Origin of the sequence: Delftia sp. WSY_10 (assembly GCF_043104705.1) — a bacterium.
In the GTDB taxonomy this organism is placed as follows: domain Bacteria; phylum Pseudomonadota; class Gammaproteobacteria; order Burkholderiales; family Burkholderiaceae_C; genus Comamonas; species Comamonas tsuruhatensis.
The window spans coordinates 94829-107685 of the sequence record NZ_JBICKY010000056.1 but is presented as its reverse complement, the minus strand read 5'-3'; the positions used below and the strand labels follow the sequence as shown (position 1 = coordinate 107685).

Genomic DNA, 12857 nt, shown 5'->3' with positions numbered 1-12857 from the left:
TACCGAAACCATGCGCCTTCTTCACACTTCCGACTGGCATCTGGGCCAGCACTTCATGGGCAAGAGCCGCCAGGCAGAGCACGCTGCGCTCATCGACTGGCTGCTGGAGCAGGTCGATGCCCAGGCGGTGGATGCCGTGCTCATCGCGGGCGATATCTTCGACACCGGCGCGCCGCCCAGCTATGCGCGCGAGCTGTACAGCCAGCTCGTGGTGCGCCTGCACGCGGCGGGCGTGGCCCTGCTGCTGCTGGGCGGCAACCATGACTCCGTGGCCACGCTGGCCGAAAGCCGCGAGCTGCTGGCCTGCCTGGACACCACCGTGGTGGCCGCCGTGGGCGAGACGGCCAGCCACGTGGTGGAGTTGCCGCTGCGGCGCCGGCCGGGCCAGCCTGCCATGCCTGGCTGCATCGTCTGCGCCCTGCCCTTCATGCGCCCGCGCGACGTGATGCTGAGCCAGGCGGGCCAAAGCGCCGAGCAAAAACAGCAGGCGCTGCAGGCCGCCATCGAGGCCTGCTACCGCAACGTGCACGACGCCGCCATCGCTCGCCGTGATGCGCTGGCCGCCACACGCGGCGAGCGCCTGCCCATCGTCGCCACGGGCCACCTCACCACCGTGGGCGCCAGCAGCAGCGAGTCCGTGCGCGAAATCTATGTGGGCTCGCTGGACGCGTTTCCCACTTCGGCCTTTCCGCCCGCCGACTACGTGGCCCTGGGCCACATCCACCAGCCGCAGAAAGTGGGCGGCCTGGAGCACATCCGCTACAGCGGCTCGCCCATTGCGCTGAGCTTTGACGAGGCCCGCCAGTCCAAGCAGATGCTGCTGGTGGACTTGGGCCCCGAAGGGCTGCAGGCCGTCACGCCGCTGCCCGTTCCCTGCTTTCAGCCCATGGCCTCGGTGGCAGGCAGCCTGACCGCCTTGCCGGATCTGATGCGCGCCGCCGCCCAGGCCGGCAGCCCTGCACGGCCCGTGTGGTTGGAGGTGGTGGTGGAGCAGGACGACTACCTGCCCCAGCTCACCGACCGCGTGCAGGCCTTGGCCGACGAGCTGCCCGTGGAACTGCTGCGCGTGCGGCGCCAGCGCGGCCGGGCGGTGGCCGGCATGGCCGCCGCCGCTGGCGAGTCGCTGCACGAGATCAGCCCCGCCGACGTCTTCGAGCGCCGCCTGGCGCTGGAAACACTGGAGCCTGGCTTGGCCCAGGCCCTCACCCGGCGCTACCAGGAGGTGGTGGCCGGGCTTGATGCGCCCCACCCAGGCGCCGGCGAACACGGCGAGGAGGCCCGCGCATGAAGATCCTTACGCTGCGGCTCAAGAACCTCAACTCGCTCAAGGGCGAATGGCGCATCGACTTCACGCAGGCACCGTTCGCGGGCAACGGCCTGTTCGCCATCACCGGGGCCACGGGCGCGGGCAAGTCCACCCTGCTCGATGCCATCTGCCTGGCGCTGTACCACGAGACACCGCGCCTGAAGACCATCTCGGCATCCGCCAACGACCTCATGACGCGCCACACGGCCGACTGTCTGGCCGAGGTCGAATTCGAGGTCAAGGGACAGGTCTACCGCGCCTTCTGGAGCCAGCGCCGCGCACGCGACAGGGTGGATGGCGCGCTGCAGGCGCCCAAGGTGGAACTGGCCCGGGGCGACGGCAGCATCCTCAGCAGCCAGACGCGCGACAAGCTGGAGCAGACCGCCGCCATCACGGGGCTGGACTTCGATCGCTTCACCAAGTCCATGCTGCTGGCCCAGGGCGGCTTTGCGGCCTTTCTCGAAGCCAATGCCAACGACCGCGCAGCCCTGCTCGAGGAGCTGACCGGCACGGAAATCTACGGCCTGATCTCGCAGAAAGTCTTCGAACGCGCCCGCGACGCCCGCCAGCGCCTGGACCAGCTCAAGGCCCAGGCCGATGGCGTGGAGCTGCTGACACCCGAAGCGCGCGATGCCCTGCAGGCCCAGGCCGACAGCCTGGTGACGGAGCAGGCCACGCTGCAGGCCGACTACCTGCGCACCCAGGCCCAGCACCAATGGCATCAGCAACTGGCCCAGGCCACCCAGACACTGCAGGCCGCCCGCACCGGCTGCGCAGACGCCGCACAGGCACTGGAGCAGGCCGCGCCAGAACTGGAAAGCCTGGCCCATGACGAGCCCGCGCAGGCGCTGCAGCCGCTGCACCAGGCCTGGCAGCGCAGCACCGCCGCCTGCGATGACAGCCGCCAGCAACTGCAGCAACTGCGCGAGCACGAACAGCAGACCCAGACCCGCCTGCTGCTGCAGCACCGCCATGCCCAGGCCCTGTCCGCCCGCCTGGCCCAGGCTGCGCAAGACACCCTGGCCCGCCAGCAGGCCGAGCACCAAACGCTGGAACAGTTCTGCACCCACCATGCAGCCCATGCCCTGCTGGGCGAGCGCCTGGGCAGCTGGCGCCAGCAGTTCAAGCTGCGCGCCAGCCAGCAACAGCAGGCTGCCCACCAGCAGCAGGCCCTGCGCAAGCTGGATGCCGAACAGGCCCGCATGGCGCAAAGCGTCGAAGCCGGCGCGGCCCAGGTCCAAGCCGCCACCGATGCCCAGGCCCGCGCCAGCGCCGCACTCCAGCACGCGCAGGACGAACAGGCGCAGCGCCTTCAAGGCAGCGGCGGCATGGCCGAGCTGCGCGCGCGCGAGCAGGCAGAGCAGGACCGCCTGCACCTGTGGCGCCAGGCAGAAACCCAGGCCGCGCAGCGCCGCGAACTTGCGCGCCAGCAACAGACACTGGCCCGGGAATTGCGCGAAGGAACAGCACTGGCGCAGCAGCAGACGGACACTTGGCAAGCCCTGCGCACGCGCTACATAGACGTGCGAGAACAGGTCCGTGACAAGCAAAAACTGCTGGCCCAGGAGCAGCGCATCCAAAGCCTGTCCGAGCACCGCCACGCCCTGCAGCCCGGCCAGCCCTGCCCGCTGTGCGGCGCGCAAGAGCACCCGGCCGTGGCCGCCTACGAAGCGCTGGACGCCTCGGCCACCGAAGCCGCGCTGCGCCGCAAGCAGGAGGAACTCGACGCCCTGCAAACCCAGGGCGAAACCGCCCGCGCCACGCTGGCCGCCACCACGGCCGCGCAGGCGGCGCGCCAGCGCCAGGCCGACGAACTGGAACAGGACATCGCACGCTGGCACGACACATGGAACGACACATGGCAGGGCCTCACGCAACCCCTGCAACTCGCGCCAGACAGTTGGCAACAGGCCGACACCCTCGCCGCATCGGCCCAGGCCTGCGCCCGCCAGCTGGACACGCTCAAGCGCGCCGTGCAGGCCGCCGAGCAAGGCGAGCAGGCCGTGCAACAGGCCAAGGACGCTGCCCAGCACAGCCGCCAGTCACTGCAGACCGCGCAAGGCCAGCTTGCGCTGCAGCAGCAGGCCCTGGCCGACCACAGCGCACGCCGCGAAGAACTGCAGCAATCCATCGCCAGCCTGCAGGCCGAAGCCCAGGCGCTGAACGCGCAGTTGCAGGCTTCACTCGGCGAGGCCGGCCACACCCTGCCCGACGACGCCCAGCCCTGGCTTGAAGCGCGCGAAGCCGAATGGCAGCACTGGCAGCAGGCCCGGCACGACCTGCAGCAACTGGCCCAATCGATGGCCTTGCAGCGCAAGGAATGCGAGGCGGCCGAGGCCGATGCGCAGCGCTGGAAAAAGCAGTCGGAAACACAGTGGGAGGCACAGTGCGAGGTGCAGAGAACGGCGCAGCACCATCCCGTCGATACGGCTGTGGCAGAGCCGCCTTCCCTGCCCTTGCCGCCCCTGGAACAGCTGCCGCAGGCCCTGGCCGAATGCGCCAGCGACATCGCCGCTCTCACGCGGCGTCAGGATGCCCTGCAAGGCCAGCAGCAACAGGCCCAGGCCACGCTGGCCCGCCAGCGCGAGGAAGCGGCCCAGGCCGAATCCGCATGGCAGGCCGCCCTGAGCACCAGCCCCTTTGCCGACGAACCCGCCTACCTGCAGGCCCTGCTGCCCGCACCCGAACGCCAGCGCCTGGTCGCGCTGCGCCAGCAACTGCAGGCGGCACAACAGCGCGCTGCCACCCTGCTCGAAGCCGCACAGCGCGAGCACGCGCAACTGCAGGCCCAGGCCCTGACCGAGGCGGCGCCCGAAGAAATCCAGGCCCGCCTGCAAACGCTGGAGGAACGCCGCAACGCACTCAGCGAACAACTGGGCGGCGTCCGCACCCAGCTGGCCGACGATCAGCGCCGCCGCCAGGGCCAGCAGGCCCTGTTCGAGCGCATTGCGGCCCAGGCCAGCGACAGCGAGCTGTGGCAGCACCTGGACGGCCTCATCGGCTCGGCCAAGGGGGACAAATACCGGCGCTTTGCCCAAGGCCTCACGCTGGACCACCTGCTGCACCTGGCCAACCTCCACCTGTCGCGCCTGCACGGCCGCTACCTGCTGCGCCGCAAGCCCGAGGGCGAGCTGGAACTGGACATCGTCGACAGCTGGCAGGGCGACACCCCGCGCGACACGCGCACGCTATCGGGCGGCGAGGCCTTCCTCGTCAGCCTGGCCCTGGCCCTGGCCCTGTCCGACCTGGTCAGCCACAAGACCTCCATCGACTCCCTGTTCCTCGACGAAGGCTTCGGCACGCTCGATGCCGACACGCTGGAGATCGCACTCACCGCGCTGGACCGGCTCAACGACAGCGGCAAGATGATCGGCATCATCAGCCACGTGGAGGCGCTCAAGGAACGCATCGCCGTGCAGGTGCGGGTGGAGAAAGGCGGTGGCGTGGGGCATTCGAGGCTGGTGGTTTCTTCGTGATGCGGAACTGTCACCAAACTGCCTCCCAACGCCTGCACCATCCTGCGGGCACGGCCTGCGTGGCCGCCGTTCACTCCTTTTCAAGGACCGTTCCATGCAAGTGCGCTTTCCCAATCCCTTCGGCCTGGCCCTGCCCGACGCCCAGGCGGTGCGCGAATACCAGGCCGAGCAAGGCTTCTCCGACGCCTACGCGCAGTTCCTGATCACGCAGAACGGCCTGGACTTCGACCGGCTCGAAGCGGCGCCCGACCGCGAGGACTACCTGCAGGCCGACGACGAGACCGGCGACAACCACGCCTGGCTGCGCACCCTGCACCACTTCCGCGCAGGCTCGGAGCACTGCGACGTGGAGGACCACCAGCGCGAGAACCTGTTTGCCGCGCACTTCATGGTCATTGGCCATGACCCCGGCGGCAACCCCTTCGTGGAAGTGCTGCACGGCGCCTTCAAGGGCCGCATCGGCAGCCTGGACCATGAGCTGTTTGCGGGCTGCGAGGACCTGGAGCAGTTCCTCGAAGAAATGGAACTGAACGGCTTTGCCGCCGCCAGCGTGGACGAACAGACCGACATGCTTTGCGACGAAGACCAGGGCCTGATCTGGTTCCACGCCAGCAGCATGGACAGCTTCTTGCAGCAATGCGTGTTCTGCGACGAGGACGGCTCGGGCTTCGTGGTGGACGAGCCGGGGCTGGACGAGGATTGAGCCACGGGGCGGGCCTTGCCCGCAACCTGGCAGACAGCCAGAAGGCGTTGAAGCAGGCCGAGGCACAAAAGGCCAGCGCGCTGGAGCAGTGCGATGTGGATATCAGTGGAACTTCACCGGCTGCACCCCCCGGTGCTTGGTCCTGACCACCACGGTGCCCGCAATCTTGTCGTGCCAGCCCTGCTTGCGCGGGTCAAAGGCCACCCAGATCAGCCCCAGGCACAGCGGGATGATGGACACGAAATAGGCCAGGTAGCGAATGACGGCCTGCTGTGTGCTCATGTCCGCGCCGGTCTGCGCGTCCACGATCCTGGCGGAGATGATCATCTTGCCCGGCGTGGCCTGTTTCTTGATCCAGAAGATGACGACGGCAATGGCAGGCAGCACCCAGGAGATGACGAAATCGGCCGGGCCGTGCAGCAGTTTTTCGGATTCCAGGTATTCCCAGCCATAGATGGAGATCAGGGCCGGAAGCATGAGCACGAGCAGGATCACGGTGTCGATCAGCGCGGCGCCGGTGCGGGCCCAGAAGCCCACGTATTCGAGATCGTCATCCTGCATGGTGCGCCCTGGTTGGCATATGGGGCTGCCAGTGTGCCACCTCGGTGCCCCGCCAGAAATGCCGCGCAAGGCCAGGGCCTGCGCGGCAGCGTTGCGGCGGCCTGTCGGTCGAACTATCGATCGAATACCGCCTGCAGGTCCTTCTGCCCCGTCACGCCGGACTGCAGCGCCAGCATCAGCAGGATCCGCGCCTTGGGCGCGCGCAGGTCGTCGGCCATGACGGCGCCGGCCTCGAACGAGGTCTTGCCGCCGCCCTCGAAGCCGTAGCTGGGCATGACGCGGCCGTTGTGCACGCGCGTGCTGACGACCACGGGCACGTTCTTGCCGATGGCGTACTTGGCGGCATCGAGCATGGCGACGTTCATGTTGCCCATGCCCAGGGCGTCGATGACGATGCCCTTGACGCCACGGTCCACCGCCTGGCGCACGGCCTGGCCGTTGGCGCCGCCGTACATGGGGAAGATTTCCACCTCGGGCATGGTCTGCGCCTGGATGGGCAGGTGCTGGCGGCGCGCGGGGGCGGAGGCGAAGTTCACGCGGTCCGGGTAGACCTCGCCCAGGAAGCCGAATTCACCCGAGCGGAAGGTCTCCACGTTGGCCGTGTGTGTCTTGGTAACGTAGCGCGCGGCGTTGATCTGGTTGTTCATGGCCAGCATGGCGCCCTTGTCGCGCGCCTTGGGGTCCACGGCGATGCGCACGGCGTTGAGCAGGTTGCGCGGGCCGTCGAAGTCGGACACCGAGGCATTGCGCTGCGCGCCGATGAGCACGACGGGCTTGGACGACTGCACGGTCAGGTCCAGCCAGAAGGCGGTTTCCTCCAGCGTGTCCGTGCCGTGCGAGACGATGGCGCCAGCCACCTCAGGGCGGGCCAGCGCGGCCTGTACGGCCTGGGTGAGCTGCACCCAGCGGGCCGGGTCCATGTAGTCGGAGGGCACGTTGGACAGGTTGTTGACCTGGATACGCGCGTACTTGCCCACGTCGGGCACGGTGGCCAGCAGGTCGTCGCCCGAGATCGCGGGCACGGGCGCGTTCTTGACCGGGTCGATCTTCATGGCGATGGTGCCGCCCGTGGCGATGAACTGGACCACGGGCTTGTCCTGGGCGGCGGCGCTGGTAGCAATCATGGGCAGGGTGCAGGCAGTGAGCAGGGCGAGGGCGGTGCGGCGGAAGGCTTTCACGGGTGTTGTCTCCTTGTTGTGATGTCAAGGAGCATGCTAACCATGGCGTGCGGCCGGCCCGCGCTGCCGGCCCTGCGTGAAACCCTGATGGACAGGCGCGGTCAGTGCATCAAAGCGCCAGCGCGGCCTCGATGTCCGTGGACAGCTTGGCCGGCGCATCCTGGGGCGCATAGCGGCGGATGACCTGGCCGTCGCGGCCGACGAGGAATTTGGTGAAGTTCCACTTGATGGCCTTGGTGCCGAGCACGCCCGGCGCCTCGGCCGTGAGCCAGCGGTACAGCGGGTGGGCGTTGGCGCCGTTGACGTCGATCTTGCCCATGAGCGGGAAGCGCACGCCAAAGTTCAGGTCGCAGAAACTGGCGATTTCCGATTCGCTGCCCTTTTCCTGGGAACCGAACTGGTTGCACGGAAAGCCCAGCACCACCAGGCCGCGCTCGCCGTACTGCTCATGCAGCGCCTGCAGTCCCGCGTACTGCGGCGTGAAGCCGCAGGCGCTGGCGGTGTTGACGATGAGCAGCACCTTGCCACGGTAGTCCGACAGGGGAACGGCCTGGCCCGTGATGGAGGTGGCCTCGAAGTCGTAGGCCGAGCGGGGCGCGGCGGCGGTGTCATTCATGCGGTGCTCCTGAAGTGGAGCATCCATGGTAGCGCCGGGACACCCGGGGGCGCGCTGGCCGGGCATGGGGATGCGGACTTGTCTCACAGACAGCAGGCGGCCAAAAACTTACCTTGGAAGGCAACAGGCGGGCACAGCGGCCCGCCTGGTCCCGTTTCGCTGGCAGGTGTTTACAAGCCGCATAGGCGCATGCCTGCCGTAGTTTCCGTCCCACGATGAAGAGACCACCTGTATGAACACCAACAGCACCCCCACGAAGCAAGCCAAATCCAACCCCGGCAACGGCCACCTGGCGCTGGACCCCAAGGCCCTGGAGGCTGCCAAGCGCAGCCTGGACGATGGCGCCGTGACCCCGCATTTCGGGCCCTGGCGCGAGGACATCATCAAGCTGCTCAATGACTCGCTGGCCACCGAGCTGGTGTGCGTGATGCGCTACAAGCGCCATCACTTCACCGCCGTGGGTCTGGCCTCGCCGGCCATCGCCGACGAGTTCCTGGTCCATGCCAACGAGGAAATGGCCCACGCCGACAAGCTGGCCCAGCGCATCGTGCAGCTGGGCGGCGAGCCCGACTTCAACCCCCAGACGCTGACCCAGCGCAGCCATGCCGACTACAACGGCGAGACGGACCTGAAGGCCATGATCCGCACCAACCTGATCGCCGAGCGCGTGGCCATCGAGGCCTACAGCCAGATGATCGACCTGATCGGCGACAAGGACCCCACTACGCGCCGGCTGATCGAATCCATCCTGGAGCAGGAGCAGGAACACGCGGACGAGCTGTCCGACTGGCTGGAGAAATAAGCACTTCCCGCCAGTACACGCCAGCCCGACAATACCGGGGCTTGGCCCATAGGCAAGGCACCCCGCGCGAGCGGGGTGCCGCTTTTTTGGGCATTCTCTAGCCTTCGCGGAATGGTCCCGCCCTATCGGCCCTGATGTCCTGTCATCAGGGCCGTCTTGCAATATGCGCTTTTCTTTCAATGACTTGAAGCTGCCCGACGCTGTGCTCGCAGCCTGGCAAAGGCTGCTGGCCAGCCGCATCGGCCAGCGCGTGGCGGCCCTGCCCTGGTGGCACCGCTGGCCCACGCGGCGCGAATGGCTGCTGTTCGCCGCTGCGCTGCCGCTGCTGTTCGCGCTGTATGTGCTGGCCCTGATCCCGTTCACGCCCGGCATCCGCGACATACGCAAGGCCAAGCTGGAGCAGCCCGCCCAGATCATGAGCGCGGATGGCAAGCAGCTCGCGCAGTTCAAGCGCAGCAACCGGCAGTGGGTGAAGCTCGACGAGATGTCGCCCTCGGTGATCAAGGCGCTGATCGCCACGGAGGACCACCGCTTCTACGAGCACCACGGCATGGACTGGCGCCGCACGCTGGGCTCGGTGGTGCACACGCTGCGCGGCGATCCGCAGGGCGGCTCCACCCTCACCCAGCAGCTCGCACGCAACCTGTACCCGACCGAGATCGGCCGCGCGCCCACGCTCAACCGCAAGCTCAAGGAGGCGATCACGGCCTTCAAGATCGAGGCGCTCTACACCAAGGACGAGATCCTCGAGACCTATCTGAACACCGTGCCCTTTCTCTACAACGCCTTCGGCATAGAGATAGCGGCGCGCACCTATTTCGACAAGCCGGCCGCGCGGCTGACGGTGCTGGAAAGCGCCACGCTGGTGGGCATGCTCAAGGGCACGAGCTACTACAACCCCGTGCTCAACCCCGACCGCGCGCTGTACCGCCGCAACACGGTGCTGTCGCAAATGGTCAAGCGCGGCGTGTTGCAGGAGGCCGAGTTTGCCCAGCTCAAGAAGCGCCCCATGCGCATCAATTTCGAGCGCCAGGAAGAGCCCCTGGGCATGGCGCCCCACTTCGCGCAGCAGCTGCGCAAGTGGCTGATCGACTGGGCCGACCGCAACGACTACAACATCTACACCGACGGCCTGGTGGTGCACACCACCATCGACTCGCGCCTGCAGAACTGGGCCAACCAGGCCGTGGCGCGCCAGACGCGCACGCTGCAGGGCGTGGCCAATGGCGCCTGGAGCCAGCGCGACGGCTGGAATGCCGCCAATCCGCTGGTGCAACAGCTGGTGCGAGAGACCCCCGCCTGGCGCGCGGCGCGCAAACGCGCGGACGGCCAAGGCAAGGACAAGGCAACGGACAAGGACAGCGAGGAAGACACCCTCAAGGCCCTGCTGGCCGACAAGGCCTTCATGAAGCAGCTGCGCGAGGACAAGACGCGCGTGCAGGCAGGCTTTGTGGCGCTGAACCCGGCCACCTCCGAAGTGCTGGCCTGGGTGGGCAGCCGCGACTTCACGCAGGACGCCTACGACCATGTGCAGCAGGCACGGCGACAGCCCGGATCCACCTTCAAGCCCTTTGTCTATGGCGCCGCGCTGCAGCAGGGCGCCACCCCCGACGACAAGCGCGTGGACGGCCCCGTGGAAATCAAGCTGCCCGGCGGCGAAGTCTGGCGCCCCACCGACGCCACGCCACCCACGGGCCGCGAGATGACGCTGCGCGACGCCCTGGCCTACTCCAAGAACACCATCACCGCCGAAGTCATGCAGTCCGTGGGCCCCGCCCGCGTGGCGCGCCTGGCGCGCGCCCTGGGTGTGCGCCAGAGCCCGCTGGACGAAGTGCCCGCCCTGGCCCTGGGCAGCAGCCCGGTGTCACTGCTGGAGATGGTCAACGCCTATGCCAGCCTGGCCCACGGTGGCCGCTGGCTGCCGCCCATGATGGTCACGCGCATCGAGGACGCCGAGGGCAAAGTCATTGCCGAATTCAGCCCGCCCAAGCCCGAGCGCGCGCTGGACGAAGACCACGCCTACGCCCTGGTGGACATGCTGCGCGCCGTGGTGGACAAAGGCACGGCCGTGGCCGTGCGCCAGCGCTACGGCATCCACGCCGACGTGGCCGGCAAGACCGGCACCACCCAGGGCAATGCCGACGGTTGGTTCATCCTTATGCACCCGGAAATCGTCACCGGCGCCTGGGCCGGCTTCAACGACCCGCGCATCACCCTGCGCAGCGACCGCTGGGGCCAGGGCTCGCGCAGCGCCCTGCCCATGGTGGGAGACTTCATGTCCCGCGCCCTGCGCAGCCCCGTCATCGACGCCAAGGCCCGCTTCGAGCCACCCGAACAAAGCCACTGGTGGTCCGACATGGTCGGCCGCCTGCGCGAACGCATGCAGGGCTGGTGGCCCGACCAGCAGCCGCCCGCACAGCCCGGCCAACCCGCCACCCCGGAGCCGGCGCCGACCCCTGAACCCGCACCCGAGCCCACGGAGCCACCCGGCCCGGGCCTGTCGCCCGGCGAGGAAATCATAGAAAGCACCCCCGCCCTGCCCGCCCCCAGCATCCCCCTCACCCAGGGCACGCTGGGCCCCACGGACCAGCGCGCAGTGCAGGAAGCCACCCCCGCCACACCCGCCCTGCCCGGCGGCGAAGACGCCCCCGCAGGCACCGGCGTGGTGATCACGCCGATCCAGCCCTGACCCGGCTGGCTGTTGGCTGTTCCCCAGCCTCTCCCTTCTGCCCACGCCTGCGTTGGGCGGGATGCGGGGTGGCAAGCCTGCCGAAGGACAGGCTTGCTTCGTTGTCTAGCTCGCCGTGATGTTTGAGTGAAGCGCGCAGCGCGCAACGAGTTTCACGGCGCACCCCGCATCCCGCACAACGCAGGTCGCCCGCAGCGAAGCGAAGGGTCGTGGGCAGTTCGGGGCGCGCTTCTTTGCTTCCTTTCTTATCGCGCGATAAGAAAGGGAGTCGGCCGCCGGGCCGAAACCCGGCTCCTGCCCGCCGCAAAGGCAAGCAGCAAAAATCAGTCCAGAAGATCAGCCCAGATCAGGCAAGACAACAAGTCACCGCGAAGTCCGCGTATGACTCACATTGGCATCCACAGTCCCAAACACCGTCACCCCACTGCCACTGGACGCCTGGCTCCCCGAAACATCCCCAGGCACCCCGCCCGCGCAACCAGCCAGCCCCACACTCAAGGCCACCAGCACCATCGCGGCCAGCCCACGCATGCCGTACTTCATCGCAATCTCCTTCATCTCCGGCGCAACCGACCGGCACAGCCCATGTTAGCCGCGCCACCCTGCCGCCCCGTGAGCGAAGGTAATCACCCTTCGAGGTAAAGCGCGGCCAGCCGCTCGCGTGCCGCACTGTCGATGCCCAGCGCATCCCGCAGATACCCTTCCATCCCCCCGAAGTCGGCCCGCACCATGTCGGTGGCGGCCGCAAGGTAGGAGGCCTGCACGCGCCACAGCACATCCATCACTTCGGCTGGCATGGGGGCGAAGGTGGTGGCGGGCCGCTGGTAGAGCTGGTTGGTCAGCAGGTAGTCCTGCATCACGGTGTCCTCGTCCACGCCCAGCGCGGTGAGCAGCAAGGCGGCAGCCCAGCCCGTGCGGTCCTTGCCGGCCGTGCAGTGGAAGACCAGCGGATCCTGGCTGTCCAGCAGCAGCTGGAACAACTGTGCAAAGCGCGGTGCGTAGGCGTGCACGAAGCTGCGGTAGGTGTCCTGCATCAGCTCCTCGGCATGGGCGGCCGTGAGGTCGTTGCCTGCGGCGATCAGGGCACTGGCGCGCTGCACCACGGTGGGCTCGACGATGAGCGCATGGCGGGCAATGCCCGGCCATTCGTAGGCCAGGTGGGCGCTTTCCATCTTGCCCCGGAAGTCCGCGCTGCGCGCGAGCTTCAGGCCCTGCAGCACGTCCAGGTCCGCTGGGCTGAGGCCGGCCAGGTGGTCGGCACGGAACAGCGTGCGCCAGCGCACGCGCCGGCCATCCAGGCCCGCGTAGCCACCGAGGTCTCGGAAGTTGGAGGCGCCGTCCAGGCGGATGGAGCGCGAGGGCGCCGGGGAGGAAGCAGCGGCGGCAGCCGCTGCCGGGGTGAGCATTTCGGTATCCATGCCCGCTAGATTAGCCCAAGCATGTGTTGCCCCCATGTCAGGCCGGCGACCCGCTGGTGTAGAGCTCAAACACTGCCCTCAAAACTGGCGCGCCCCAAAGCCAGGGAC

General features: G+C 68.2%; 9 protein-coding genes. 5 read left to right on the top strand and 4 right to left on the bottom strand.

Annotated features, from left to right (window positions below; translation table 11 throughout):
• The first annotated feature begins 10 nt into the window (after window positions 1–10).
• The 3 genes from sbcD to ACF8ML_RS23055 all read left to right on the top strand — a co-directional run bounded on the left by sbcD (window position 11) and on the right by ACF8ML_RS23055 (window position 5485).
• Window positions 11–1288, top strand: coding sequence for an exonuclease subunit SbcD (gene sbcD / locus ACF8ML_RS23065; RefSeq protein ID WP_252653481.1), 1278 nt, complete (start codon window positions 11–13; stop codon window positions 1286–1288).
• The gene (locus ACF8ML_RS23060) at window positions 1285–4782 is read left to right on the top strand and encodes an AAA family ATPase (RefSeq protein ID WP_392408115.1); all 3498 of its coding nucleotides are present in this window, start codon (window positions 1285–1287) and stop codon (window positions 4780–4782) included. Before sbcD ends, ACF8ML_RS23060 begins: the two co-directional genes overlap by 4 nt.
• A 94-nt stretch (window positions 4783–4876) precedes the next feature.
• Entirely contained in the window at window positions 4877–5485 is a 609-nt protein-coding gene (locus ACF8ML_RS23055; RefSeq protein ID WP_392408114.1) for a hypothetical protein, read from the top strand.
• A 102-nt stretch (window positions 5486–5587) separates the two neighbouring features.
• Here ACF8ML_RS23055 and ACF8ML_RS23050 read toward each other — a convergent pair whose 3' ends face one another.
• From ACF8ML_RS23050 to ACF8ML_RS23040, 3 genes are all read right to left on the bottom strand, one after another.
• Window positions 5588–6046, bottom strand: a complete 459-nt coding sequence (locus tag ACF8ML_RS23050; protein WP_392408113.1) for an RDD family protein — start codon at window positions 6044–6046, stop codon at window positions 5588–5590.
• Window positions 6047–6159: 113 nt separating this feature from the next.
• Complete coding sequence (locus ACF8ML_RS23045) at window positions 6160–7224, bottom strand: asparaginase (protein ID WP_016449874.1); 1065 nt, start codon at window positions 7222–7224, stop codon at window positions 6160–6162.
• Between the two features lie 109 nt (window positions 7225–7333).
• Window positions 7334–7840, bottom strand: a complete 507-nt coding sequence (locus tag ACF8ML_RS23040) for a glutathione peroxidase (RefSeq protein WP_013804566.1) — start codon at window positions 7838–7840, stop codon at window positions 7334–7336.
• A gap of 232 nt (window positions 7841–8072) precedes the next feature.
• On the opposite strand from ACF8ML_RS23040, the gene ACF8ML_RS23035 reads away from it, so the two are divergent.
• Both ACF8ML_RS23035 and ACF8ML_RS23030 read left to right on the top strand, forming a co-directional pair.
• Window positions 8073–8642 (top strand): bacterioferritin, encoded by a 570-nt coding sequence (locus tag ACF8ML_RS23035; RefSeq protein ID WP_016449875.1) that lies wholly within the window; start codon window positions 8073–8075, stop codon window positions 8640–8642.
• Window positions 8643–8805: 163 nt separating this feature from the next.
• The gene (locus ACF8ML_RS23030) at window positions 8806–11331 is read left to right on the top strand and encodes a penicillin-binding protein 1A (RefSeq protein ID WP_392408112.1); all 2526 of its coding nucleotides are present in this window, start codon (window positions 8806–8808) and stop codon (window positions 11329–11331) included.
• Window positions 11332–11957: 626 nt separating this feature from the next.
• Here the strand turns inward: ACF8ML_RS23030 and ACF8ML_RS23025 are convergent.
• Window positions 11958–12737, bottom strand: coding sequence for a tyrosine-protein phosphatase (locus ACF8ML_RS23025; RefSeq protein ID WP_392408111.1), 780 nt, complete (start codon window positions 12735–12737; stop codon window positions 11958–11960).
• Between the last annotated feature and the right edge of the window lie 120 nt (window positions 12738–12857).

Excerpts from the sequence above, each read along its gene's own strand:
- sbcD (WP_252653481.1), top strand. The coding sequence starts at position 11 with ATGCGCCTTCTTCACACTTCCGACTGGCATCTGGGCCAGCACTTCATG.
- ACF8ML_RS23060 (WP_392408115.1), top strand. The coding sequence starts at position 1,285 with ATGAAGATCCTTACGCTGCGGCTCAAGAACCTCAACTCGCTCAAGGGC.
- ACF8ML_RS23055 (WP_392408114.1), top strand. The coding sequence starts at position 4,877 with ATGCAAGTGCGCTTTCCCAATCCCTTCGGCCTGGCCCTGCCCGACGCC.
- ACF8ML_RS23050 (WP_392408113.1), bottom strand. The coding sequence starts at position 6,046 with ATGCAGGATGACGATCTCGAATACGTGGGCTTCTGGGCCCGCACCGGC.
- ACF8ML_RS23040 (WP_013804566.1), bottom strand. The coding sequence starts at position 7,840 with ATGAATGACACCGCCGCCGCGCCCCGCTCGGCCTACGACTTCGAGGCC.
- ACF8ML_RS23035 (WP_016449875.1), top strand. The coding sequence starts at position 8,073 with ATGAACACCAACAGCACCCCCACGAAGCAAGCCAAATCCAACCCCGGC.
- ACF8ML_RS23030 (WP_392408112.1), top strand. The coding sequence starts at position 8,806 with ATGCGCTTTTCTTTCAATGACTTGAAGCTGCCCGACGCTGTGCTCGCA.
- ACF8ML_RS23025 (WP_392408111.1), bottom strand. The coding sequence starts at position 12,737 with ATGCTCACCCCGGCAGCGGCTGCCGCCGCTGCTTCCTCCCCGGCGCCC.